21 protein-coding genes are annotated in these 24411 nt (G+C 64.3%); 12 read left to right on the top strand and 9 right to left on the bottom strand.

All coding sequences use genetic code 11. The features are described 5' to 3' along the window. Positions 1-251: 251 nt before the first annotated feature. Positions 252-494 (bottom strand): DUF1344 domain-containing protein, encoded by a 243-nt coding sequence (locus tag LB564_RS14560; RefSeq protein ID WP_224538724.1) that lies wholly within the window; start codon positions 492-494, stop codon positions 252-254. Positions 495-927: 433 nt separating this feature from the next. Between LB564_RS14560 and LB564_RS14565 the strand changes: the two genes are divergently transcribed. After that, positions 928-1422, top strand: a complete 495-nt coding sequence (locus tag LB564_RS14565; RefSeq protein WP_224538726.1) for a YegJ family protein — start codon at positions 928-930, stop codon at positions 1420-1422. 18 nt (positions 1423-1440) lie between these two features. On the opposite strand, the gene LB564_RS14570 is transcribed toward LB564_RS14565, so the two are convergent. Next, positions 1441-2400: a DUF3137 domain-containing protein gene (locus tag LB564_RS14570; protein ID WP_224538727.1), complete on the bottom strand. Its 960-nt coding sequence runs from the start codon at positions 2398-2400 to the stop codon at positions 1441-1443. Positions 2401-2491: 91 nt separating this feature from the next. Further along, positions 2492-3541 (bottom strand): CapA family protein, encoded by a 1050-nt coding sequence (locus LB564_RS14575; protein WP_224538730.1) that lies wholly within the window; start codon positions 3539-3541, stop codon positions 2492-2494. A 156-nt stretch (positions 3542-3697) separates the two neighbouring features. Here LB564_RS14575 and LB564_RS14580 point away from each other — a divergent pair, with 156 nt between their 5' ends. Next, the gene (locus LB564_RS14580; RefSeq protein ID WP_224538732.1) at positions 3698-4963 is read left to right on the top strand and encodes a hypothetical protein; all 1266 of its coding nucleotides are present in this window, start codon (positions 3698-3700) and stop codon (positions 4961-4963) included. Positions 4964-5221: 258 nt separating this feature from the next. Here the strand turns inward: LB564_RS14580 and LB564_RS14585 are convergent, their stop codons facing one another. After that, positions 5222-6433 (bottom strand): clavaminate synthase family protein, encoded by a 1212-nt coding sequence (locus LB564_RS14585; protein WP_140704884.1) that lies wholly within the window; start codon positions 6431-6433, stop codon positions 5222-5224. Between the two features lie 98 nt (positions 6434-6531). Between LB564_RS14585 and LB564_RS14590 the strand changes: the two genes are divergently transcribed. Beyond that, positions 6532-7458: a LysR substrate-binding domain-containing protein gene (locus LB564_RS14590; protein WP_224538734.1), complete on the top strand. Its 927-nt coding sequence runs from the start codon at positions 6532-6534 to the stop codon at positions 7456-7458. A gap of 13 nt (positions 7459-7471) precedes the next feature. Here LB564_RS14590 and LB564_RS14595 read toward each other — a convergent pair whose 3' ends face one another. From LB564_RS14595 to LB564_RS14610, 4 genes are all read right to left on the bottom strand, one after another. Further along, positions 7472-7750, bottom strand: coding sequence for a hypothetical protein (locus tag LB564_RS14595; RefSeq protein WP_224538736.1), 279 nt, complete (start codon positions 7748-7750; stop codon positions 7472-7474). 84 nt (positions 7751-7834) lie between these two features. Further along, a complete protein-coding gene (locus LB564_RS14600; protein WP_224538738.1) occupies positions 7835-8770 on the bottom strand; it encodes a hypothetical protein in 936 nt (311 codons plus the stop codon). Next, the gene (locus LB564_RS14605; RefSeq protein WP_224538740.1) at positions 8763-11468 is read right to left on the bottom strand and encodes a hypothetical protein; all 2706 of its coding nucleotides are present in this window, start codon (positions 11466-11468) and stop codon (positions 8763-8765) included. The genes LB564_RS14600 and LB564_RS14605 overlap by 8 nt, the downstream gene beginning before the upstream one ends. A 50-nt stretch (positions 11469-11518) precedes the next feature. Beyond that, the gene (locus tag LB564_RS14610; RefSeq protein WP_224538743.1) at positions 11519-12388 is read right to left on the bottom strand and encodes a protein-L-isoaspartate O-methyltransferase family protein; all 870 of its coding nucleotides are present in this window, start codon (positions 12386-12388) and stop codon (positions 11519-11521) included. 527 nt (positions 12389-12915) lie between these two features. Here LB564_RS14610 and LB564_RS14615 point away from each other — a divergent pair. From LB564_RS14615 to LB564_RS14655, 9 genes are all read left to right on the top strand, one after another. After that, the gene (locus tag LB564_RS14615; RefSeq protein ID WP_224538745.1) at positions 12916-14520 is read left to right on the top strand and encodes a DUF2778 domain-containing protein; all 1605 of its coding nucleotides are present in this window, start codon (positions 12916-12918) and stop codon (positions 14518-14520) included. Between the two features lie 117 nt (positions 14521-14637). After that, on the top strand, positions 14638-17715 hold the full coding sequence (uvrB, locus tag LB564_RS14620) for an excinuclease ABC subunit UvrB (RefSeq protein ID WP_224538747.1): 3078 nt from the start codon (positions 14638-14640) through the stop codon (positions 17713-17715). A gap of 177 nt (positions 17716-17892) precedes the next feature. Further along, on the top strand, positions 17893-18798 hold the full coding sequence (locus tag LB564_RS14625; protein WP_224538749.1) for a DMT family transporter: 906 nt from the start codon (positions 17893-17895) through the stop codon (positions 18796-18798). Positions 18799-19048: 250 nt separating this feature from the next. Further along, positions 19049-20575, top strand: coding sequence for an ABC-F family ATP-binding cassette domain-containing protein (locus LB564_RS14630; RefSeq protein ID WP_224538751.1), 1527 nt, complete (start codon positions 19049-19051; stop codon positions 20573-20575). 99 nt (positions 20576-20674) lie between these two features. Continuing rightward, a complete protein-coding gene (locus tag LB564_RS14635) occupies positions 20675-20956 on the top strand; it encodes a type II toxin-antitoxin system RelE/ParE family toxin (protein ID WP_224538753.1) in 282 nt (93 codons plus the stop codon). A 13-nt stretch (positions 20957-20969) separates the two neighbouring features. Next, positions 20970-21269, top strand: coding sequence for a HigA family addiction module antitoxin (locus LB564_RS14640; RefSeq protein WP_224538755.1), 300 nt, complete (start codon positions 20970-20972; stop codon positions 21267-21269). Between the two features lie 123 nt (positions 21270-21392). Next, positions 21393-21575 carry a hypothetical protein gene (locus tag LB564_RS14645; protein WP_140704861.1) on the top strand — a complete coding sequence of 61 codons (183 nt, stop codon included), beginning with the start codon at positions 21393-21395 and terminating at the stop codon, positions 21573-21575. A 155-nt stretch (positions 21576-21730) separates the two neighbouring features. After that, positions 21731-22147 (top strand): VOC family protein, encoded by a 417-nt coding sequence (locus LB564_RS14650; RefSeq protein WP_140704859.1) that lies wholly within the window; start codon positions 21731-21733, stop codon positions 22145-22147. Positions 22148-22243: 96 nt separating this feature from the next. Beyond that, on the top strand, positions 22244-22597 hold the full coding sequence (locus tag LB564_RS14655; protein ID WP_224538757.1) for a DUF1428 domain-containing protein: 354 nt from the start codon (positions 22244-22246) through the stop codon (positions 22595-22597). Between the two features lie 144 nt (positions 22598-22741). Here LB564_RS14655 and LB564_RS14660 read toward each other — a convergent pair whose 3' ends face one another. Next, positions 22742-24376: a tetratricopeptide repeat-containing sulfotransferase family protein gene (locus tag LB564_RS14660; RefSeq protein ID WP_224538759.1), complete on the bottom strand. Its 1635-nt coding sequence runs from the start codon at positions 24374-24376 to the stop codon at positions 22742-22744. Positions 24377-24411: the final 35 nt, after the last annotated feature.

Raw genomic sequence — 24411 nt, forward strand, 5'->3', positions numbered from 1 at the left:
ACCGGCTACTACGGCAAGCCCGGCCCAAAGGTCATGCGCATCGGCCTCGCCGAGTTCAACGCCATCAAAGTCGGGACACTCTCAAGCTTCTCGATGTGTGAATCCGATAGGTGAAGGACGGGGAGAGGGGGTCGCCGGCGTCGCGAGTAGCTCCCTTCTCCCTGTCCTATACGGGGAGAAGGTGCCGGCAGGCGGATGAGGGGCAGCGCGGCGCTGACTGTTTCAGACAACGCCGGAACTCATGCTCGCGACTACGAAGCCTTCTTGATCGACGTCACCATGCCGGTCTTGTCGTCGACGGTGACCGCCACCTTGGCGCCGACCTTCAATTTCCCGACCAACGCATCGGGCGACAGCTGGTAGATCTTGCCGTCGTCGAGGGTGACCGACTTGGTTGTCGGATCAACCGCCTGGATGGTGCCCTGAACGGTCGCGGCATAGGCTGTGCCGAGAAAGGCGAGCAGGGCGGCGGTGGTTGCGAGGGTCTTCTTCATGGATAGCACTCCGTGCTGTTTCGGTTTTCCGGCGCCGCTTGGGAGGGGCAGCACCGAACGGCCCGAGACTGGAGCGGAAAGCGCGCCATCGGCAAATCACGTTGGATGTATTTTTGCAAAGGAAATCGTTGGCTTAATTCCGACACAATAGGCTCCAAACCCGCCTATTCAGACGGCTTTCCGCCCTGATGGAAAGCCTCTTCTCCGCACGAAAAGAGTCGCTTGGCGGATTGTGGCCCGCGCCGTCGGCAATCACGCGGCCGCCGCAATCCGCTCCCGGCCGCATCACGAAACAGGCCACCGATTTTTCATCGGTACACATTTTATGTCATTGCCGGCTCGACCCTCCCATTCGGCGGAGACGAATTTCGCGCTCAGGTTGCAAACCCGAAGCGAATGCGGGATGGTGTCGCGCTGTGACAAGGGGACTTCCATGAAAATCGCCGTCCGGACCGGTCTATCCCTGATGCTGGCGATCTTGCCGGGCCTCGCTGGCGCGCAAGGCGCCGATCCGGGCGACGACAAGACGCTGATCTTTGCTCCCGGCGATCCCGACATGGCAACGGCGACCGCGCGGGCGCTCGCCAGCCTGGATGAATTCCTGGCCTTGTCCGAAACACCTCCGTCCGGCACCGACAGGTTCAAACTGAAGGTCAAGGTGCGCGACGGCAACGTCACGGAACACTTCTGGGTCATACCGTTTCGCCGCACGGAAACCGGATTTGTCGGCATATTGGCGAACGAACCGGAAGAAGTTCACAACGTCGTGCTCGGTCAGAATATAGAATTCAGGCGCGACGACATTTCCGACTGGGGATATACCAGGGACGGCCATCAGGTCGGCAGCTTTACCGTCTGTGTGATGTTCAAGAGAATGCCCAAGGAAGAGGTCGACTATATGCGCGGCAAGTTCGGCTTCGACTGCTGACGGCGACGCCGGGCACGCTCAGTCCTTCGCGCCGACCTTGCGAACCAGCGCCGCCGTCGCCAGCATCGCACCTATGTCCGAGATCATCGGCGCCACATGGGTCTGATAGTCGAGCGGCACCGAAATAGCCGGCAGTTCAAAGAAATTCCTGTCCTGCGGCAGCAGCAAAAAGCCGTCGCCGCCGTTGAGCGCGACCCGCGCCGGGTCGTCGCGCCAGCTTTCCCCCAGCCACCTCAGCGCCTGCGCCAGACGGCCGGTCACCAGCGGCCGCGCCGCCTCGACATTGTCGGTGCGGAATTCATAGGCGGCGTCGAGCAGAGGATCGCCCGATTGCAGATCCTGCATCCTGGACCCGAACACGCCGCGGAAAAAGCCGACCACCGCATTGGATCGCCGCGTCGCCACCAGGATACCCGGAAAAGGCTCGATGGCCTCGAAAGCAACGATGACGCCCTTGAAGGCCGTCGACGAGCCCTTGCCGGTCCCTTCCCGCAGTTCCGCCTCGTAGAGTTCGAACGGAAACGCGTCATAGCGGCCGGAAATGACATCGTCGAACGATTGACGGTTGAAAGGCCCGACCGCCTCGCGCGGCAGCCGGTCGAACGAATTCGGCCTCTCGCCGTGCTGGTAGCTGACATCTCTGATGAAGCCGAAGATGATCGGCAGCACTGTATTGCGGAACGATTGCTGCAGCCGTGCCGCCGGCTTCAAAGCCTGGAAATAGAGCAGGATCGACGCAGCGAAGCCGATGACATAGAGGAACACATGCGGCGTCGAGAACCATTGCTCGTGCGGATCGGCGACCTTGTTGAACAGCCAGGCAATGAGCGCCACGAAGACGACCACAAGGCCAACGAACAAGGGGACGCGCCACTTGACCCCGCGCGCGACCGAGGCCCTTGTCGCTTCGTAGGTCTCGATATCCTTCTTGATGGCCGCGATAGCAGCCGCGCCCGGCATGAAGTCCGCCGTTTCCATCGCCAATCCCCCGCCGCGGAAGTCACTTTACGCCATTATGATAGCTGCTTTCGCAGGAACGACGCCAGCCGCATAGAGCGGTGATGCCTTCTCACCTTGTGGGGGACGGCAAGATCGCCCTCAGCCGACCCTCGACCTTTCGCCGCATTCCGTCTTCCAACGTCTCGACCGGCACCAGCCGTTCGTGGTCTCCCGCACGCAGGCGGACAAAAGGATGCAGCCGATACGCCGCAACGGCCCCGCGCGTCCGCGCATCAGCGCTGAGATCGACAACGAATATCCCGCCAATGCGCCCAGGCCATGGCTGGCGGGCAAAGGCGGTGCCGAGGAAATCGCCGAGCCCATACGCGACGATCGCCTCGCCGATCCGCTGCACCGGCTGCACGACATGGGCATGATGGCCGGCGATCAGCCCGACGCCCTGCCCGGCCAGCCGCCGCGCCAGCGCCAATGTTGCGGCACGCGGAAAATGCCGGAACTCCCAGTCCCAATGCGGCACGGCGCAGAGCAGATCGACCCCCGCGCTCGCCTCGCGCGGCCAGCCCGCCGGATCGCTTTCCGTCAAGACGCGGCCGGCAAACAGGCTTTCGTCGGCGTTGCGCCAGAGCGTGAAGGCGGCGAAGCCGAGAGCGAGCGGCCCGGCTGCAAAGCGTTGGATCGGACCATCGGCGGCCAGGCCGATGGTCCGGATGCCGAGCCGCTTCAAGGCGGCCAACGTCGCGTCGAAGCCGGCGACGCCCTGGTCGAACACATGATTGTTGGCCAGCGACAGCACGAGTTTTTCGCGCCCTATCCCGACCGCCGCCAGCGCCTCCACCAGAAAACGTTCGCTCATCGCATGATGCGTGCCGAGCTTGGTTCCAAGGACCGCGCTCGGCCTATCGACAACAGGGCTTTCGCAATTGCCGATGATCAGATCGGCCGTGTCCAGCAGTGCCTTGATCGCGGGGTCGCATTCGGGCGCGCTCCGGTTGGCCACAGCCGAGATATCGCCGACGAAGGCCAGCCGCACTGTCTGCTTCGGTGGCGGATCCATCAGCGTCGCCGATGCTGGCGTGAATCCGTCGGCGTCGCCCTTGAGCGAAGGCTTCAGGAAGCGCGGCAGCCAGGACAGTTTGTAGGAAAGCGGATAGTTCGACACGGCTGGGCCCAATCGTTTGCCTTCTGTAGACCGTCCGCCGGGCTGGTTGAAGCGCGCCTGTCGACAATCATGCAGCGATGTGGACAGCATCCCGGCCCGGTACACGCGACATCGTAAATCCGTGTATGGTCTCGCCGGCAACATGGGAGGGAAAAGATGACACGAATAGCAAGCCTGCTGGCATCGGCTTTCCTTGTGCTTCTGCCGCTGTCGTCCGCGTCGGCGGCCATGCCCGAAGCGGCGACCGCTCTGTTCGAGGCAAGGACGGTGGCCGCGCGCGACGGCGCGCTGTCGACGTTGGAAGCGGCCGCGCCGAAAGATCCGGCATCGGCCTATGCCGCCGGCGCCGGCGAATTCTTCACCGCGCTTGAATTGCTGGCCAGCGGCCTGCACCGTCATGGCTTCGAAAGCCCGCAATCCTTCATGCTGCCGCTGATGCAGCTGCCGGTGCCGCCCAATCCCAACCCCCAGCCGCTGACCTACGAGGGGTTTCGCGCCATCCTCGTCGCCTTCCGCGACCGGCTGGCAAAATCCGCCGCGACACTGGGCTCGGTGCCGGCTGATGCCGATATCGGCATGGTCATCGACCTCACCCATGTCGGCATCGACCTCAACGAGGACGGCACCATCGCACCGGATGAAAGCATGGCCGCCATCATGGCGGCGCTGTCGCGCGGCGGCATGGCAACGGATGGAGCAGCCCCTTCGCTCACCTTCCGCTTCGACCGCGCCGACGGCTACTGGCTGCAGGGCTATGCCGAGTTCCTGATGGCGCAGGCCGATTTCTGGCTGGCGCATGATTTCAGGAGCACGTTCGACGGCTCTTTCCACATGCTGTTCCCGCGCGCCAGGCTGCCGTTGCAGGATGTGCTTGTGCCGCCTCCCGGCGATATGGGCTCGAGCATCTTTTCCTCGGAATGGCGCATCGCCGATTTCATCTCGATGGTGCATCTCATCAACTGGCCGGTAATCGAGCCGGAGCGCCGCAAGGCGGCGCGCCAGGAACTGCTCGAAATGATCCGGCTGTCGCGCGAGGACTGGAAGGCGATCCGCGCCGAGACCGACAATGACCGCGAATGGCTGCCCGGCCCGCAGCAGAAGGGCGAAAACCCCCTTACCGGGCTCGAAGTCGGCGAGGAGCAGGTGCAGGCCTGGCTCGCCACCTTGACCATGGCCGAGGACCTGCTTGAAGGCCGCAAGCTGCTGCCGCATTTCCGTGTCACCGCCAGCACCGGCCAAGGCATCAACATGAAGCGTTTCTTCGACGAGCCAAAACCCTTCGACCTCGTGCTGTCGATCACCGGCCCGGGAATCGCGCCCTACCTCGAAAGCGGCGAGATCGTGACCAGCGGCGATTTCGACCAGATCCAGCGCGAGTTCGGCGGCGGCGGGTTTTTGACCTTCGCGCTGTGGTTTAACTGAGAGCGGCCATCGTGGGGCGAAACCTATCGCTTCGTCATCCTATGGCTGAGCAAGGAGCGGAGCGACGCGGCGCAGACCATAGGATCCATGCCGGGACTTCAAAGCGTTGCTACGGTTCAGAGTTCTGCTCCGCTGCGCTCTGCCGTTAAGGTCACGCAATGGATCCAGGGTCTCCGCGACGTCGCTTCGCGACTGCTTCGCCCTAGGATGACGAAGTTTGGCTAGGCTTCAGCCAATAGAAAACGATGGGACAGGCGCCTAGAAAATCGCCCCCTGATACAGCACCGCCTCCGCCTCATCGGGCGCGAACCGTCTGGCCAGCGAGCGGAACGCGCTGTGCACCCCATCGCGGTCGATATTGCAGCTTCTGAGATGCCTGACCGCCAGCGAAGGGTCGAATTCCGTGCGGCCGTGCAGGACACGCTGGTTATCGAAGACCAGCACCTCGCCCGGCTGCAACTGGTGCTGGAACTGGTTTTGCGGGTCGCGGATCAGCCGCGTCAGTTCGGCAAGCGCCTCGATCAAACCGTCGATCCGGTCCACAGGCGCCCATTGCGGCGCCAGGCAGCGGTCATTGTAGCGGATGCCGGTGACCGCGCCCGCCACGTCGAGGCTGATGACATGCGCCTCGGCGCTGAAGAACACTTCGCCCTCATGCTCGCGGTGGAAGGTGACGCCGTGCCGCGTCAGCAGATCGAACAGCTCCGGCGTGCGCGCCCGCATCAGCTCGGCGACTTGAAAGCCGTCGACCATCAGCGATGTGCCGCCGCTGCCCGCGCCAGTCCTGATGGCATGGAAAAAGATGAAGCCCGGCGGCGCATAACGGAATGGCTCGTCGGTATGCGGAATCTGCGCCCGCGCCGTCTCGCCAGCAACCCGCGCATCAGGCCGCGAGATCAGGTCGAACACCTTGCCGTAGCTGGTCTCACGGATCGGCCCGTAGCGCCCGGCGACACGCGCGGTCGCCTCGGTCTCGGCGGGCACCCCGGTCAGCATGGCGATGCCCTGGTCGCGCAGCGCCTGGAGCGAAGCGAACAGCGCCTCGTCATCCGCCACCACCGCATCGAAGCCAAAGCGCCCGAGCCGCCCGGAGAGGTCGCTGTTCCAAAGGCATGGCCGGAACCGCGCCGGGCCGGAACCATCGACATGGTCCGCGAGAGCGGCCGCGTCGTAATGCGACACATGCCCATCCTGCCAGATCGCGGTGACCTGGCCGGGCTTGGAGAGGTCGAAGCTGTCGGCATGGACGGTCTTAGCGACATCGGCCGGCGTCAGCCATCGCTTGCCGGAGGCAGTGTCGCCACACACCTCGCATTCACAGGCGAGCCGAAGCCAGCGCGTCGAGAGTTCTGCCGAGCCGCCATCCCCCAGCTCGACGGCGATGCGCGTACCCTCGGCGCGCATGGCGCGGATGGGCACTGCCGGATGGGCGGCTCGTCGTTCCTGTGCGTTCTTTGGCGTGTCGAGCATCTGGCGTCCCCGCGGTTGAATTTGTTCGGAAAGCTAGGCAGCAGCAGCCCCGGATTCAAACGAGTTCCCTTCCCCAAGTTTTGAGATAAACTCAAAACATGACGCTGAGGGATTTGCCACTTTCAGGTTTACGGGCGCTGGTGGCCGCCGCCAGGACCGGCAGCCTGACGCGCGCCGCCGAGGAACTGGGCGTCACGCCGGGCGCCATCGGCCACCAGATCAGGCAATTGGAGGAACGGCTCGGCGCCAGGCTGGTCCGGCGCGAAGGCAATGGCATCGTATTGACCCGCGCCGCCGAGGCCGCCCTGCCCGACATCGATCGCGGCTTCGACGCGCTGGCCTCCGGCCTGCGCCGGCTGCGCTTCGAACGGCGGGCCGAGACCTTCACCATCTCGGCCGATCCCTCCTTCGCCTCGCTGTGGCTGGCACCGCGCCTGGCCATGGTGCGGCCCGCCCTGGGACGGCTGGAAGTCCGCATCGTCACCTCGGTCGCGTTCGACGCCATGGCGGAGGAGGGCGTCGACCTCGCCATCAGCTACCGCACGGGATCGGCATCGGACATTCAGGCGCTCGACCTCTTTACCGAGCGCGTGATCCCGGCCTGCGCGCCGGCATTGGCGCAGGGTCGTGCCAGGCCGGATGGTGCCGAAATTCTGGACAGGATGCCGCTGCTGCATATCGACCCGATGATGGGCGACGATGTCTATCCGTCATGGCGGGACTGGTTTGTCGCGGCGGCGCGGCAGAGGAAGGACATCGACCAGGGGCCGCGCTTCGGATTGACCATCGTCGCAGCGCAAGCGGCGATCGCCGGCATGGGCGCGCTTCTGGCCAGCGAACTGGTGTTGCGCCGCCACCTCGACGCGGGCCATCTCGTCGAGATTGCACGCGAGGTGCCGGCGCTGACCATCAAGCGCCGCATCGTCTGGCCCGAACACGGTCCGAAGGCCCGCCGTGCCGCCGCAGTCGCGGCGGCACTCATGGCGGCCGCCGGCGCCGGCATCGATGGTGCCCTGCCGCAATGAGGCGCGCCAACGCTCAGAAGAACCGGCGTTGCAGCCGCAACAGCCCGGCTACGACCGCCGCTATGAGCGCATTCGATATCACGCCCACCGCTCCGCTCAGCCAGGCGATGTCGCGGGATTGGCCAAGGATCACGAAGGGAAAGCCGACGGCGATGATGACAATTGCCACGAGCAGCCCAAGCCAGCCCGCGCCCGGCCGTTTGACCCTGAGGCTGAGGAAATAGGCGATCGCGACGAGCAGTATCCTGAGCGGATCCAGTATCTGGGCAATGACAATAGCGGTCAGAAGCATGGCCGGGCACTAAGCTTCAAAGCCAAACCTTTCAAGTGCCCGGGCTTAAGGAATACGGCTCGGCCGGCCTGATGCCAACAGATCCTACCGCGAAAACCCGCGCATCCGTGCCAGCAGCCACTGCAGCGGATTGTTGACGAATGCCTTGGTGACGAAGCTGTCATGGGCGGCGTCCGAGGCGAGAAGGGCGACGGTGCCGGCTTCCAGCCGCCGCGGCTTATCGGCGCTTGCATCGATGCCCCTGCCCGCCAGCAACTGCCTGATTTCGGCATTGCCGGAAGCCGAGGATTTGCCATAGGCGCTGACGAAGAAGTTCTTCCTGTGATGCGCGATCCAATCGGCGAAGATATCAGCCTCGTCGAAGACGGCGTCGAGCAGGATGACGCCGAGCAGGCGCGCACCGACGTCGCCATTCTTGAGAATCGAGGCCGCCGGATTGTAGCCGCCGCTATAGGCAATCAGCACCACCGGCATGGCCTGGAATTTCGCCGCCTTGGCGCCGGTCAGCTTGGCCAGGCCTTGCGCCGCCTCGGCCATGAACCCGGCAAAATAGCCCGGCGTCCAGAAATTGCCGGCGCTGGAATCCTGCGCGTCGCGGGCAAATTGCGGTGCCACCAGCACGGCGTTGAGGCCTGACGCCTCGACCTGCGCGACGACACGCTGGCGGCCGACCACGTCGCGCTGCAAGGTCGCGCCATTGCCGTGGAAGAAGACCACCATGACGGCAGGCTTGGCGGCATCGAAGCCTTTCGGCACAGCCAGCAAAGTGCCGCGGTCGGAATAGGTCTCGTCCTCCCAGTAGATGCCGCCGCGCGGCGAAGTGTGGCCGCGTCGGCCGTCTACCCCGCTGACGTCGAGAAAAGGTGCCGACCCGTCGGGCAGTCTGCCGCGATAGGGAAAGGGCGAGGCCTTGAACGGCACGATGCTCGATATCGCCTTCTTCAACCCAGCGCCCTCGCTCGTGGCCGGAAATACCGCCGTGGCCAGCAGTCCGGCGACGATGGCGCGCCGGTCAGGCATGGGCGACCTGCCCGATGGGCATGGCCTTGGACGGCAAGAGCACGGCGAAGAACGCCGGTATGGCGACGAGATAGGCGATCGCTGCCCATTGCAGCACCGCGCTCAGGCCGAAGCTGGTGGCGACGATCGGCACGGCGGCCGAGCCGATGACCGAGAAGCAGCCATTGATGCCCCAGGCCCAGACGAACAGATGCTCCTTGCCGAGCCGCGCCAGCCAGGTCATGGCGGTGGCCATCGGCATGCCCATCAGGAAGGCCGGCGGCGACACCAGCAGGAAGCACAGCAGCAGCCGCACCGCATAGGGATAGGCGCCGATCCAGTCGAGCACCGGCGACAGGTAGAAGCCGTAGGCCAAAAGCAGCACGCAGACCGCGAGCAGCACCATCGGCAGCAGCGTCCTGGCACGGTCGAAGATACGCTCGGCGAACAGGCTGCCAAGGCCGGAAAACACCAGCATCGAGGAGATCAGCACCGAGGCTGAGACGGTCGGGTTGGCGAGCGCCACGGTGAAGCGGCTGATCAGCCCGACCTCGACCATGATGTAACCGAGGCCGAGGCAGGCGAAATAGAGGATGGTGCCGAGCTTGCCGCGCGAGCGCGAGAACACGATGCGCCAGCCGAAGAGGACCGGCAGCAGCACCAGCGACGCCGCCGTGACGCAGGCAATGCCGAGTGTCGCCCAGATCAGGAGATAGCCCCAGTCGTCCTGGAACAGGTCGAGCCGGTCGAGTGTGCGCGGCAGGTCGGCGACCTTCACATAGGCCGCGAAATAGGGCTGGTCGTTGCTCAGCGCACGCGCGTCGAAGACATAATCGCTCGCGAGCTTTTCCCAGCCGCCGGTCAGAAGCGCGTGCCATGTCATGCGCTGCAGTTCCGTCGCCGGCAGCACCTGCGGGCCGGCATTGCCGCCCGCATCCGCGCAGGCATCCAGTGTCGGATCGGCCGGCGCGGTCGGGTCGCAGTCGGGATTTGCGGGCGCGGTCGGGTCGGCGGGCGCCGTTGCGTCGGCGGGCTGCGTCAGCGTCGCGTCCTGTCCGCTGCCGAAGATCGAGGCGCGGTAATCATCGAGTATCCTCTGCGCGCCGGAACCGTCATAAACCATTCCTGGATAATAGACTTCTTCCCAGGACATCGATTTGGTGTAGTCGCGCAGCGTCTTGATTTCGGTTTCTGTGAAGCCGCCGCGCTTGAACAGCACGGTTGTCGTCGACAGATAGCTCGACACCGCGAAGATGTCGCTGGCGGCGCCTTGCGGATCGAATGTTTTGGCCGCCTCGGCGACGGTCGAATAGAGTTTCAGCACCGATTTCGGCGGCTCTTCCTTGTTCCACAAGGTGATCGACAGCACGCCGCCATCGGCAAGCGCGTGCATGTAGCTCAGCATCGCCTCGCGCGTGTAGGCATATTTCTCCGAAATGGCGAAGCCGCCGGGATTGGACAGGCCGACGCTGTCGGCGAGGCTGAGGTCGATGACGTCGTAGCGCTCGGCCGTGTTGGCGAGGAACAGCCGCCCGTCATAGTCGACGACCTTGAGCCGTGGCTCGGCCAGTATATTGCCGGTGACATCCCTGAGCACGGGATCGCGAAACGCCCGCAACGTCATCGGGTTGCTCTCGGCGACGGTCACCGAGGTCGAACCGGCGTTGAGCGCGGCTTGCGTGGAAATGCCGCCGCCGAACTGCACGACGAATGTTTTTGGCTTCTCCTTGATGACATAGGGATAGTGCATCGGCAGATAGCGGAAATAGACCTGCTCGGCCGGCGCCAGGTTGCGCATGATGCCTTCCGGCCCGTCGCCGTCGCGATACATGCCGACATAGGTGTTGGCCGGAACCTCGGGCATGCCGAAGGCGGCATTGTCGCTCAGGCCCGGCGCGAAATGCATGTAGGAGCTGGCATAGACCTGCAGATCGCCAAACGGCGAGATGCTGCGGTAGATGCGCTTGCCGTCCGGGAAGTTGCGGGCATAGGCGACGCCCTTGTACTGCGAGACGGTGATGTCGGGTATGCCCGTCAGCCCAGGCAGCAAGAGGTAGCCTGAGATCGACAGCGCCGCGACGGCAACGCCGGCGACAACGCTCTTCCAGGCGCCGAAGGCGGCGAACCACAGCAGCGAACCGGCGGCCCACAAAAGCAGCGGCACGACGATGATGGTTTCGGGCGCGAACAGATAGAGCGACCCCAGCACGACGAGGCCGGCAAGACCCGAGCCGGTGAGATCGGCGAAATAGACGCGGCCGAAGGCGGTGCGGCTTTTCAGGAAGACGATGCCGAGGAAGAAGGCGCCGGCCAGGAACGGCAGGAGGTAAAGCAGGAAATTGGCCAGCAGGCGCCATTTCTGCGCGGGATCCGAGACCAGGAAGATGGCGTTGAACGGCACCGTCTGGGCGACGAGGTTGGCGCCGACGGCGAGCGGGCCGATCAAGAGCAGGGCCGCTGTCGCCGCCCCTTGCCAGTGGCGGTCGAACCAGCCCTTGCCGGCGAAGATGACGACGCTGGACAGGGAGAAGCCCAGCATGGCAAGGCTGACCACCAGCGAGCCGAAATGCGACCAACTGCCGACGGCGAACACGCGCATGACGGCGATCTGCAGCGCGATGATGGCGCCGGCGATCAGCCCGACCGCGAGATAATGCGGCCGACGTGGCGGCTCCAGCGAGGCGATGCCTGGTCGAGAGATCGATGCGACGGCTGCCATCCGGGCCCCTTGATGCGAATTCAGCAAGGCCGGTGCCGCGGCGCGGCAACTCAGCCGTTATGCGTGCCGACGATATGGTCGCCTTCCAGCTTGGTGAAGGGCACGAACGGCACCACCTTGCCATTGTAGATGTCGGAGCGGACGATGTTGAACGTGCCGTCGGCAAGCTGCTGCTTGACCACCTTGAGCACATGCTGGGCGCCCGGCGGACCGACGGGGATGACCATCACGCCATTGGGCTTGAGCTGCTGCAGCAGCGATGGCGGAATGTGGTCGATGCCGCAGGTGACGATGATCTTGTCGAACGGACCGACGCTCTCCCAGCCATAATAGCCATCGGCATTGCGGCTGGTGACCGAGCCGAATTCGCTGTAGCCGCGCTCGATCAGCCCGTCATAGGTGCGCCGGGTGCGTTGCGCCAGCGGATTGATGATCTCGATCGTGTGCACCTTGTCGGTGAGGTTGGCCAGGTAGGCCGACTGATAGCCGGAGCCGGTGCCGATCTCGAGCACGGATTCGCCGAACTGCACGTCGATGGATGTCGTCATGCGCCCGACCAGATGCGGACCCGAAATCGTCACGCCATAGCCGATGTCGAGGAAGGCATGGTCATAGGCGCGCCCCAGATTCTGCGGCAGCACGAATTCTTCACGCGGCGTCAGCAGGAAAGCGCGCTTGTTGCGGTCGTCCAGCACGTCCTTGTTGTAGACCATGATCTGGAAGCGATCGAAGCGCTCGGCGAGCAACTTCGGATCTTCGCCGCGATTGGCCACCATCCAGTCGATGAATGACTTTTTGTCCTTGAACGGCACGTCCGCGTTGCGGTCGTAGGGAACCGGCACGGCAGCCTTGACGGCGGCCGGAAGAATGGAAAACGCCGCCGCACCCGCCGACAGCGCCAAGAAGTCCCGACGCTTCATGGACAAGTCTCCAAAAGTGGCCCTTGCCACCTTAAAACCAAGCACTTGACCGGATTGCACCGCCTCCCAAAACGAGTCAATCGGCCGCCGGGAGGCGATCCTCCAGGCCGAAAAAATGTGGCAGGACGGCAACAGTATTTGTGGGCGCCGATGGCGTTCGCGGAGGCTCGGTCGATGCAGGTCGGCGTCCCCCGTTGCCGCGTAAAACGCCCGAAGCGCTTCTTTGCAAGGATTATCGAAGGCTCTTTTGCTTGACTCGGCTGGCAAAAACAGGCAGCAAAACAGCCTTGGAAGGGCTGCAATACCGCGTGCATGGTCGTGGACGAGCCTTTTTCGGCACAAAGTCCACGTCTCTCGATTGGTTTTGAGAGGGATTGGTTAACCAACTTTGTCCATATTTTGAAGCAATCGGCAACTAACGACAGGCGCGGCAAACGCGTCGGGGACCACCTGGGATCACTCACAGAATGGTCGTCGCGGCTATCCCGGCCGCGGACGTGGGAGCCGATTGGAGCAAGATTGGTTGCATGGCGTTCTTGAGTCGTAAAATTGTCGGGGACAGGCGTTGGAGCGGCGAGACCGCCATCGAAGCGCCACGTGCCTCATCCTTCACCCCTGAACGGGTTGTCCGCTGGGTCGCCGTGCCGGGCGTCGGCGCCGCCGTCGGCCTATGGCTGATCGGCACCATGGCCGGCCTCAGTTCCGTCGGCGCCTCGCTCTCGGCGACGTCGGCCGGCCTGCCGCAGACGCTGTCCCTGCCCGGCTCGCTCGCTCTCGCCGATCCGTTGAAGCAGCATTTCCTCAGCTCTTCGGCGCCTTTCGTGCTGGCCAACGCCCATGGTGGCGCGCAGGCGCTGCACGACCATGCCGTACAGTGCGGCGCCGACTGCTTCAAGCTGGCCGCAATAGCCCCCCAGGCGCAGAAATCCGCGCGGCTGGTGGCACGGGCCAAGCCGGCGCCCGTGGTGGCGAAGTCGAAATCGCAGCAGCGCTTCGAGCTCATGGAAGCGTCGCTGTCACCGACAAAGCTTGCCGCTGCCTTCGCCGGCGCCGAAAAGCCGGCGACCCCGGCCAACATCCGTCCCGTGATTTCCAGCGCCGCCCCACAAATCAACGAGGCGTCTCTCGTTCCCTCCGTCCAGGTGATGGCCAGCCTGTCCGACGACATGCCGGCTCCGGCGGCGGAACGCTTCGCCCGTGTCGATGCCGGCTCGGCGGTTGTCCAGACCGCGCCGGTACCACAGGGCTTTGCCCAGTCCGAGACACCTGACAACACGCAGCTGGCGCTGGCACTCGTGCAGTCGCTGCCGGTCGAGGACGAGGCCTTCGCCTCGCCGCTGCCGATGACCGAGTCCCCGGCCGACGTCGCGGTTGCGCCTGTCGAGACCCAGCAGCAACAGCCAGGCGATGCCGCCTCGCTGCCGGATGCGCTCACCGACGACGTGCCGCTGCCGACCCGCCGCCCGCAATTTGACGCGCCGCAGCCCACGGTCGTGGAACAGGACAAGCCCGCCGCACAACCCAGGATCGTGCAGCAGAAGCCCGCGCCCCAGGCAAAGCCGGTCCAGGTGGCCAGGCAGCCTGCCCGGCAAGGCCGGTCAGGCGAAAACGGCGACGTGCTGGCCTATGCCAAGCCGGATACCCCTGCGGGTGGCCTCGGCCAGGCGTTCAGGAACCTGTTCAACGGCCCCAGCGCCGGAAGCGGCGCCGGCCATGGCGTGGCGGTCTACGACATCAGTGCGAAGACCGTCTACATGCCGGACGGCCAGCGGCTCGAGGCGCATTCCGGCCTCGGCGCCATGGTCGACCAGCCGCGCTATGTCCACGTGAAGGACCGTGGTCCGACGCCGCCCAACACTTACAATCTGTCGCTGCGCGAATCCCGCTTCCACGGCGTCGAGGCGATCCGCCTGACACCGACGAGCGGCGGCAACAAATACAACCGCAACGGCCTCCTCGCGCATACCTACATGCTGCGCGGCGGCCGCGCCGAATCCAATGGCTGCGTTGTCTTCCGCGACTATGCCCGCTTCCTCGCCGCCTTCAAGAAGGGCAAGGTTACACGCCTCGTCGTGGTGGATCGCCTGAAGGGATCGGCGACCCGGGTCGCGTCGAACGGAAGCGGCGCTTGAGATAAGGCGAGATCCTCCGCCACCTCCTGACAGCCTTCTGTCAGGAGCATGACGCGGCCGCCGGCCTGTCCTCATAGCGCCCTTTCCATTTTGGCTGAGAAATCCCATATTTGGGGCATGGCCAAATCCCCCGACAAGAAAACGCCGCCGACGGCGAATGACGACCGCGCCGCGCCGAAGCGGCGCAGCCCGCTGACCGATTTCCTCGACGCCTCGGAGCCGCTGCACAAGGGCGGCTTCGCCGAGATGCCGCAGGCTGAGCTGACAGGCACGCCGCTGACCGGGTCGATCGCCGATTGGGCCGAGCAGATCGAGCAGGAGGCTGAGCGCGAAGGCCGCGCCACGGGCAAGGGCGGCGGCGCCAAGGCGCCGAAGAAGATTCCGGAACGCTCGGCCGCCCCGGGCCGCACCGCGCGCGGCACCTCGATGGGCGGCGCTGCGTCGGCCCGTGAACGCACGGCGGCCGGCCTCAATCCGGTCGCCGGGCTCGACATCTCGCTGGAAGAAGCCGAGACGATGTCGTCCAGCGGCGTCACCGCCACGGTGGCCGCGCTCTCGGCGCTGATCGAGTCCGGCAATCCGCTGCACAAGGACGGCGTGCTGTGGACGCCGCACCGCCCCGCCAGGCCGGAAAAATCCGAAGGCGGCATCGCCATCAAGATGGTGTCGGACTTCGAACCGGCCGGCGACCAGCCGACCGCCATCAAGGATCTGGTCGAGGGCGTCGACAACAGCGACCGCACCCAGGTGCTGCTTGGCGTCACCGGCTCCGGCAAGACCTTCACCATGGCCAAGGTGATCGAGGAAACGCAACGCCCCGCCTTGATCCTGGCCCCCAACAAGACACTGGCCGCACAGCTTTATTCCGAGTTCAAGAAATTCTTCCCCGACAATGCGGTGGAGTATTTCGTCTCCTATTACGACTATTATCAGCCGGAAGCCTACGTTCCGCGCACCGACACCTTCATCGAGAAGGAATCCTCGATCAACGAGCAGATCGACCGCATGCGCCATTCGGCGACGCGTTCGCTGCTCGAGCGCGACGACGTCATCATCGTCGCCTCGGTGTCCTGCATCTACGGTATCGGCTCGGTCGAAACCTATACGGCGATGACCTTCCAGATGCAGATCGGCGACCGGCTCGACCAGCGCGCTTTGCTCGCCGACCTCGTCGCCCAGCAATACAAGCGCCAGGACATCAATTTCGTGCGCGGCTCGTTTCGCGTGCGCGGCGACACGATCGAAATCTTCCCGGCTCACCTGGAAGACCGCGCCTGGCGCATCTCCATGTTCGGCGACGAGATCGAGGCGATCACCGAGTTCGACCCGCTGACCGGCCAGAAGACGGGCGAGCTGAAGAGCGTCAAGATCTACGCCAACTCGCACTATGTGACGCCGCGGCCGACGCTCAACCAGGCGATCAAGTCGATCAAGGAAGAACTGAAGCAGCGGCTGGTGGAACTGGAGCACGCCGGCCGCCTGCTCGAAGCGCAGCGGCTGGAACAGCGCTGCCGCTTCGACCTCGAAATGCTGGAAGCCACCGGCTCCTGCGCCGGCATCGAGAACTATTCGCGCTACCTCACCGGCCGCCAGCCTGGCGATCCGCCGCCGACCTTGTTCGAATACATTCCCGACAACGCGCTGGTCTTCATCGACGAAAGCCACGTCACCGTGCCGCAGATCGGCGGCATGTATCGCGGCGACTTCAGGCGCAAGGCGACGCTGGCCGAATATGGCTTCCGCTTGCCGTCCTGCATGGACAACCGGCCGCTTCGCTTCGAGGAATGGGACGCCATGCGGCCGCTCTCGGTTGCCGTTTCGGCGACTCCAGGGGCTTGGGAAATGGAGCAGGCCGGCGGCGTCTTCGCCGAGCAGGTCATCCGCCCGACCGGACTGATCGATCCGCCGGTCGAGGTGCGTCCGGCGAAAAGCCAGGTCGACGATGTCGTCGGCGAAATCCGCGAAACCACGGCCGCCGGCTATCGCACGCTGGTCACCGTGCTGACCAAGCGCATGGCCGAGGACCTGACCGAGTACCTGCACGAGCAGGGCGTTCGCGTGCGCTACATGCACTCCGACATCGACACGCTGGAGCGCATCGAGATTTTACGCGATTTGCGGCTTGGTGCTTTCGACGTGCTGGTCGGCATCAACCTGTTGCGCGAAGGCCTCGACATTCCCGAATGCGGTTTTGTTGCCATTCTCGACGCCGACAAGGAAGGCTTTTTGCGCTCCGAGACGTCGCTGATCCAGACGATCGGCCGCGCTGCCCGCAACGTCGACGGCAAGGTCATCCTCTATGCCGACCAGGTTACCGGCTCGATGGAGCGGGCGATGGCGGAGACCAACCGCCGCCGCGAAAAGCAGATGGAATGGAACGCCGCCAACGGCATCACGCCGGAATCGGTCAAGTCGCGCATCTCCGACATTCTGGATTCGGTCTACGAGAAGGACCATGTCCGCGCCGACATCTCGCAGTTCACCGACAGCGCCGGCGCCATGATGGGCAACAATTTCAAGGCCCATCTCGACGCGCTGGAGAAGCAGATGCGCGACGCCGCCGCCAATCTCGACTTCGAGAAGGCGGCCCGCATCCGCGACGAGATCAAGCGGCTGCGCGAGATGGAACTGTCGATCTCCGACGATCCGCTGGCGAAGTATGCCGATATGGAAAGCCCGGCGTCGGGTCGCGAAAAAGGCAAGCACAACAAGGGGGTCGCCAAACATCGCACGGTCGAGGAACAAGAGCGGTTCCGCAAGCTCGACGAAGCACGCGCCGCCGAAGAGGCCGCCAAGGCTGCCCGCCCCAACCTCTTCCGCAAGCCCGCCCTCGACGAGATGGGCGCCGACGGCGCCGTGCCGGTGAAGAAGCCGCTGTTCGCCAAGCCGTCGCTGGACGATATGGGGCCTGGTACCGACATGCCGACGCCGTCGGGCGTCGTCTCGCGCTCGCTGTTCAAGAAACAATCTGCACAGGAACGTCACAATTCCGATTTCGGGATTCCGGGAGAGCAGGTGAAACCGTTGTTCAAGAAGAACTCTCTCAATGAGATGACGGTGCGGCGGACCGAGACGCCGATCGAGGGCGAGAAGCCGGTCAAGCGCGAACGCGCCGGCATTGGCTCCTACGAGGACCCGGGCGACGCCCGCCGCGAAAAGCGCCGGCCGGGAAAGACAGGCAGACCGGGAAAGTAGCGCTCTTCCTTCTCCCCTTGGGAGAAGGGAAGCGCTCCGCCGTAGACCTTAATATCCGCGGTCAAATCAGAACAGCCTTTGGACTATGCGCTCGCGCTTGCCGCCCGTTTGCGGAAACGATACGCACGGCTACAAGTCTGCGTCCGCACACAAACCTCCCACCGACCCGCCACTCCCATGAAACCCAAGGACATCGCCGCCTACGTCTTTCTGGCCGTCACTTGGGGCCTGTCCTTTCTTGTCCTGCTCGAGGTGGTGCACGCCTTCGGCTGGGTCGGCGCGGTCACCTTGCGCGCGCTGATCGCCGGCATCACGCTCTTCCTGTTGGCGGCCGCGACGCGGCGGCGCCTGGATTTCAGCGCCGGCTGGCGGCATTTCGCGGTGGTCGGCGCGACGACCGTCGCGGCACAGCTGATCGGCCTGTCCTACGCCACCCCGCGCATCGGCACGGCGATGGCCGCAATCCTGGTTGCCGCGATCCCGCTGTTCTCGATGATCCTTGGCCAGTTGTGGGGGCTTGAACGCATCTCTGTTCGCGGCCTCGCCGGATTGCTGCTCGGCGCTGCCGGCATCGTCGTCCTGGTCGGCTTCCCCGCCGTTCCTGTCACCGCGTCCTTCGCGCTCGGCTGCGCCGCCTCGTTGTTCAGTTCTTTCTCGGCCGCCTTCGGCAGCAACTACGCCAATCGCCATCTGCGCGCGGCCGGCTCGCTGGAACTCACCAGCGCCGCCTTCCTGTTCGGCGGCCTGATGACGCTGCCGCTGCTGTTCATCGTCCCGGTGCCGGCCATGCCGCGCCCCTTCGATTTCCTCTACCTCGCAATTCTGGCCTGCGTGATGAGCGCGATGACCTATGTCGTCTATTTCCGGCTGGTGGCCTCGATCGGCGCAACCCGGACGATCAGCGTCGAATTCGCCGTGACCACGATCGCCGTGCTGGCCGGAACGATCCTGCTTGGCGAGCAGCTGACCATCATCCAGGGCTTCGGCGCGGGGGCAATCATCGGCGGCTGCATCCTGGTGCTGGACCCCTTCCCGCGCCGCGCGAAAGGGGCGGCCTTGCCATCAGCCCCGCCTTTGGTGTAGCCAGTCGTCACACTCGAACGTCTCGAAAGGAGGGCTCACGTGTTTACGTTTTTTCGTCACCATCGTCAGCGTGGCCCGATTTCAGCCCTGCGAGCTTGCTTGCAGGGCTGACCAGGGACGGTCCGGGTTTTTTCCCGCTTCGATTTTTTGGTCTGCCCTTCGTGGTGCGCAATCCTGAGCCTGATGGCCGGCACGCGCACCGTCAAAGTGCATTGAGCCGGACTTCCCGGACAGACCAGAGAAATCGAAAATGGCCCTGATCAGCCTCAAATCCCTCGGCGTCACCATGAGTGCGCCGCTCTTTTCCAACCTTGACCTCACCATCGGCGGCGGCGACCGGCTCGGCATCGTTGCCGCCAACGGCCGCGGCAAGTCGACCTTGCTGAAATGCCTGACCGGCGAGGTCGAGCCGACAACAGGCGACATCACCCGCACGCGCGGCTTGCGTGTCGGCCATGTCGAACAGTCCGTAGCCCCTGCCCTGTTCGGCCGTACTTTTTATGAGGTGGTGGCCGACGCCTTGCCGCCGGATCAGGCCGACAGCGAGACGTGGCGCGTCGACGTGGTGCTGGATTCGCTCGATGTGCCCGAGGCGATGCGCGAGCGACGGATGCAGGCGCTGAGCGGTGGCTGGCAGCGGCTGGCGCTGATCGCCCGCGTCTGGGTCACCGATCCCGATGTGCTGCTGCTCGACGAGCCGACCAACCATCTCGACCTCGCCCGCATCAGCCAGTTGGAAAACTGGCTGAACGCGCTGCCACGCGAGGTGCCCGTCGTTATCGCCAGCCACGACCGCGCCTTCCTCGACGCAACCACCAACCGCACGCTGTTCCTGCGCCCGGAACAGTCGCCGGTGTTTTCGCTGCCCTACTCGCGTGCCAGGGATGCGCTGGACGAGGTCGACGCCTCGACCGAACGAAAATTCCAGCGCGACATGAAGGTGGCGCAGCAATTGCGGCGGCAGGCCGCCAAGCTCAACAATATCGGCATCAATTCCGGCAGCGACCTCCTGACGGTCAAGACCAAGCAGCTCAACCAGCGGGCGGAAAAGCTCGAAGAGGCCGCCAATCCGGCGCATCGTGAAAGATCGGCGGGGGCGATCAAACTCGCCAATCGCGGTACGCCCGCCAAGGTGCTGATCACGCTCGACGACGCGGCGGTGGAAACGCCAGACGGAACGCTGCTGTTTCGGACCGGCAAACGCCACATCTGCCAGGGCGATCGCATCGTGCTGCTCGGCCGCAACGGCGTCGGCAAGTCGCGCTTCGTCACCTTGATCCGCAACGCCATCCTCGAACCGGACATGGTACGCAATGTGAAGGTGACGCCGTCGACCGTGCTCGGCTACAGCGACCAGGCGCTGTCCGGCATCAGCGGCGACGACACGCCGCTGGCCATGGTTTCGCGCCGCTACGATGTCGGCGAGCAGCGCGCCCGCTCGCTGCTCGCCGGCGCCGGCGTGGTCATCGAGATGCAGGAGAAAAAGATCGGCGTGCTGTCGGGCGGCCAGAAGGCGCGGCTGATGATGCTGGCGCTGAGGCTCGCCAATCCCAACTTCTACCTGCTCGACGAGCCGACCAACCATCTCGACATAGACGGCCAGGAAGCACTGGAGGAGGAGTTGCTGAAGCACCAGGCAAGCTGCCTGCTCGCCTCGCACGATCGCTCCTTCATCCGCGCCATCGGCAACCGTTTTTGGCTTATCGAGAAGCGCAGGCTGATCGAGGTCGAGGATCCGGAAGGCTTCTTCCGCGAGGTGGCGGAAGGAACCGGCTGAGCGGGGTGTTGCGGGGGTCGATTCTTCGTATCATTGCATGAGACGTTCCCTTGACTCGCCGAACGTATCATGCGACGGTACGTCCGTCGGAGCCGACCGATGATACGCTCGTTCAGGGACAAGACCAGCGAAGCCGTTTCGAACGGCAAGGCTCCAAAGGGTTTCCCTTCGGACCTTGTCCGGTCAGCCCAACGGAAGCTGTACATGATCGACAATGCCGCCGAACTCTCGGACCTCAAGACGCCTCCCGGCAACAGGCTCGAGCCGTTGCAAGGCAACCGGGCCGGTCAGTATTCGATCCGCATCAACGATCAGTTTCGCATCTGCTTTCGCTGGGTGGATGGGCAAGCAGAAGATGTTGAAATAACCGACTACCATTGAAGGCAGGTCCCAAATGCTTGATATCAACCCGCCAGTCCATCCCGGAGAAATTCTCCGCGAAGAGTATCTCGTCCCGCTCGGTCTGAAGCCTTACACGCTTGCCAAAAAGCTGCATGTGCCGCGCACGCGCATCGAGCGCCTGGCCAGCGAAGCGACACCGGTAACACCAGACACTGCATTGCGCCTTGCGAAGTTCTTCGGAACCACACCGCAATTCTGGATGAACATGCAGGCAAGCTATGACCTCGCCGTCGAGGGGAAGGCCAAGAGAGCCGACCTTGAAACGATCGAACGATTGGAGACTGCTGCCTGAAGTAAGCGCGCCGATAACAAAGGCCGATAAAAAATTCCGGGCGATCTGTCGGATCGCCCGGACCTCTCCCGTCCTTGGGATGCCGACACGATGATGCCGGCGCCAACCCAGGGAGAAGCTACCATGTCCGTCCTGTCATCCATCGGCCGCATCGCCACCCGCTATGCCGCGGCGCGCGCCCGTCATCGCAGCGAACGCATCCTGCTAGCGCTGCCAGCCGAGCTGCGCAAGGATATCGGCTTTCCGGAAATCTTCGATGCCCGCGACAGCCGTCGCGCCGCCACGTCCTCGGCCAAGGTCATATGACCATAGCCAGCCAGCCCATGCATCGACCTCCAAGACCGGCCGGTTGCCCGGTAATCCGGGCCAGCCGAAAAATTCTTCCGACCCTGTAGGATTGCCGTCACCTCGTCCGTCCTATGGTTGGCAAGGCCAAACCAAACGAGAAGAGGAACACGAGAATGACCGACCAGACCCCGCCCCGCCCCAAGGTTCTCGGTGGATTGACGCCCTATTTGCAGGTAGACGGCGCCATCAAGGCCGCCGAGTTCTACAAGAAGGCTTTCGCGGCCGAGGAAGTCTTTGCCTATCCGGCGGATGAAAAAGGCCGCACCATGCACATCCATCTCCACATCAATGGCTCGACGCTGATGCTGGGCGACGCCTATCCGGAACACGGCCATCCGCACCAGGCGGCGCAGGGCTATACGCTGCAGCTCCATCTCGGCAAGGATGACATCGACGCCTGGTGGAAGCGGGCCGTCGATGCTGGCTGCGAGATCGCCACGCCGCTGCAGGTGATGTTCTGGGGCGACCGCTGGGGGCAGGTGAAGGACCCCTTCGGCGTCGCCTGGGCGATGAACGCACCGACTGAATAAGTTTTAGCGGCCGCGCCCTCGCCGAGGGACGCGGCCAACCGCGCCGGGTCGTATCCCCGCCGGCCCGGCGCCCGTTTTCAGCAAAGGAGTTTCGTCATGTCCTATGTCGACGGTTTCGTGCTTGCCGTGCCGAAGGCCAACCTCGATGACTACAAGAAGCTGGCCAATCTCGCGGGTCCGATCTGGATGGAGCACGGCGCGCTCTCCTATGTCGAATGCATCGGCGACGACGTGCCCTATGGCGAGGTCACCTCTTTCCCGCGTGCCGTCCAGGCAAAAGACGACGAGATCGTCGTCTTCGCCTGGGTGATCTATGAATCGAGGCAAAGCCGCGATGCGGTGATGGCCAAGGTGATGGCCGATGAGCGTATCAAGATGGACTGGTCCGCCATGCCGTTCGACGGCAAGCGCATGATCTTCGGCGGCTTCCAGCCGTTCATCCAGCTTTGAGCACTCGGCCCCAAGCTGGGTTGAGATTGAGGTCAGGCCGAGTCGAGAATGATGGTTCCCGAGAACCGGAGCGGAGCGTACTTAAGGTACGTGAGCACCGGAAGCGCAGGGAACCACCGTTCGCAGGCCGGCCTCACCTCAATATCAGCCTAGCTTGTCCAGCAGCGGCTTCAGCCTGTCGCCATAGCGCTTCCACAAATCGACGGAGCCCTGGTACATGGGCTGGCGCACCTGCGCGGCGGATGCCGTGCGCACCGGCCTGTCGGTCTGGTGGAACGACAGCACGGCGTCGTCCCATGGCAGGCCGAGATAGTCGATCAGCGCCCGGCTCTGTCCGTCCTGGTCGGCGACGAAATCCTCGTAGCGCACATCATGCACGACGCCGGGCAGCACCTTGTGCCAATGCGCCATGATGTCGGTGTACAGATTGTGGAAATCGGCGAGCTCGCCCAGGTCATAGCCATAACGGTGGCTGTCGCCGCGGAAATGCACCTTGTAGATCGACAGGCACGTCGCCGCCGCATCGCGGGCGCAGTGGATGATCCTGGCCTTCGGCAGCATCATGTGGATGAAGCCGACGAGCAGGAAGTTGCCCGGCATCTTGTCGGTGACGTGGCGCATGTGCGGATAGCGGGCATGCAGCATGTCGAGATAGGCCTGCCCCGCCTCGGCGAAATCGGTATCGTCCGTGTCGGCCACGCCCCAGGGAAAGCCGCCCGGCATGTTCGAGGGAAACTGCTTGCCGACCGCCGTCTTCAAGATGCCAAGCTCGCCCGCGCCATAGACCTGGGGGTGGCTGGCGATGATCTGCTCGACCAGCGTCGTACCCGAACGCGGCATGCCGACGACGAAGATCGGCGCGTCGTCGGTGATCGGGCTCGGCCTGTGCTTTTCGAAGAAGCCGTTATCGAATACCGCCTTCATCGCCTCGAATTCGGCGCGCGTCTTCACCGGATCATAGTCGATGCCCTTGCGCCGGATGGCATTGCCTTCGGCGAAATAGTCGAAGGCCTTGCCGTAATCCTTGAGATCGTCATTGGCCTTGCCGAGGCCAAACGAGAGCTGCATGCGTGCCAGGCTGTCCTGGGGGGCCTTGGCGTGCTGCGCCTCCATGCCGGCCAATTCGGCATCGCGCTCCTGCTGGCGCTTGACCTGCGTCAGCATCAGCCACGCGCGGGCCATGCCGGGCTGGATCGCCACCGCCTGCCGGAACAGGTCGGTCGCCTCGTCGAGCTTGCCCTTCTCCATCAGTCCGACGCCCAGCCCGTGCAGCAGGTCGGCATCCTTGGGGCGAATGGTCAGGGCCTCCTGGAAGGCGGCCAGCGCCTCGTCCAGGCGTCCGGCTTCCTGCAGGGTTTCGGCAAGCCCGATGCGGGCGCGCACGTGGAATGGATTGCGCTGCACCGTGCCGCGATAGATGTCCTCGGCCTCGTCGAACCGGCCGACCTGCTTCAGCGACGAGCCGAGATTGTCACGTGCCGCGAGCTGTTCCGGTCGCAGATCCACCGCGCCGCGGAAGAAATCGATGGCCGCCGCGACGCGGCCGAGATCGCGCATCACCGTGCCGAAATTGTTGAGGAAGTCGGGGTTCGTCGGCTGTAGATGAACCGACTGCTCCAGGAAATCCATCCCTTCTTCGCTGCGCCCGGTCTGGTGCAGCAGCAAACCCAGGAAATGCGCGGCGGCGGCGTGCTTGGGCTGACGCGCCAGCACCTGCCGGTAGATCGCCTCGGCCTCTTGCCGGCGTCCGGCCTGGTGCAGTTGCAGCGCCTGCTGCACATACTGGTCGAGGCCCAGCGGCGGCTGTCCTCCCG

This window comes from Mesorhizobium sp. ES1-6, assembly GCF_020164775.1.
In the GTDB taxonomy this organism is placed as follows: domain Bacteria; phylum Pseudomonadota; class Alphaproteobacteria; order Rhizobiales; family Rhizobiaceae; genus Mesorhizobium.

Bases quoted from the DNA above. Each gene is read 5' to 3' on its own strand.
- LB564_RS14560 (WP_224538724.1), bottom strand. From the start codon at position 494: ATGAAGAAGACCCTCGCAACCACCGCCGCCCTGCTCGCCTTTCTCGGC.
- LB564_RS14565 (WP_224538726.1), top strand. From the start codon at position 928: ATGAAAATCGCCGTCCGGACCGGTCTATCCCTGATGCTGGCGATCTTG.
- LB564_RS14570 (WP_224538727.1), bottom strand. From the start codon at position 2,400: ATGGAAACGGCGGACTTCATGCCGGGCGCGGCTGCTATCGCGGCCATC.
- LB564_RS14580 (WP_224538732.1), top strand. From the start codon at position 3,698: ATGACACGAATAGCAAGCCTGCTGGCATCGGCTTTCCTTGTGCTTCTG.
- LB564_RS14585 (WP_140704884.1), bottom strand. From the start codon at position 6,433: ATGCTCGACACGCCAAAGAACGCACAGGAACGACGAGCCGCCCATCCG.
- LB564_RS14590 (WP_224538734.1), top strand. From the start codon at position 6,532: ATGACGCTGAGGGATTTGCCACTTTCAGGTTTACGGGCGCTGGTGGCC.
- LB564_RS14595 (WP_224538736.1), bottom strand. From the start codon at position 7,750: ATGCTTCTGACCGCTATTGTCATTGCCCAGATACTGGATCCGCTCAGG.
- LB564_RS14600 (WP_224538738.1), bottom strand. From the start codon at position 8,770: ATGCCTGACCGGCGCGCCATCGTCGCCGGACTGCTGGCCACGGCGGTA.
- LB564_RS14605 (WP_224538740.1), bottom strand. From the start codon at position 11,468: ATGGCAGCCGTCGCATCGATCTCTCGACCAGGCATCGCCTCGCTGGAG.
- LB564_RS14610 (WP_224538743.1), bottom strand. From the start codon at position 12,388: ATGAAGCGTCGGGACTTCTTGGCGCTGTCGGCGGGTGCGGCGGCGTTT.
- LB564_RS14615 (WP_224538745.1), top strand. From the start codon at position 12,916: ATGGCGTTCTTGAGTCGTAAAATTGTCGGGGACAGGCGTTGGAGCGGC.
- uvrB (WP_224538747.1), top strand. From the start codon at position 14,638: ATGGCCAAATCCCCCGACAAGAAAACGCCGCCGACGGCGAATGACGAC.
- LB564_RS14625 (WP_224538749.1), top strand. From the start codon at position 17,893: ATGAAACCCAAGGACATCGCCGCCTACGTCTTTCTGGCCGTCACTTGG.
- LB564_RS14630 (WP_224538751.1), top strand. From the start codon at position 19,049: ATGGCCCTGATCAGCCTCAAATCCCTCGGCGTCACCATGAGTGCGCCG.
- LB564_RS14635 (WP_224538753.1), top strand. From the start codon at position 20,675: ATGATACGCTCGTTCAGGGACAAGACCAGCGAAGCCGTTTCGAACGGC.
- LB564_RS14640 (WP_224538755.1), top strand. From the start codon at position 20,970: ATGCTTGATATCAACCCGCCAGTCCATCCCGGAGAAATTCTCCGCGAA.
- LB564_RS14645 (WP_140704861.1), top strand. From the start codon at position 21,393: ATGTCCGTCCTGTCATCCATCGGCCGCATCGCCACCCGCTATGCCGCG.
- LB564_RS14650 (WP_140704859.1), top strand. From the start codon at position 21,731: ATGACCGACCAGACCCCGCCCCGCCCCAAGGTTCTCGGTGGATTGACG.
- LB564_RS14655 (WP_224538757.1), top strand. From the start codon at position 22,244: ATGTCCTATGTCGACGGTTTCGTGCTTGCCGTGCCGAAGGCCAACCTC.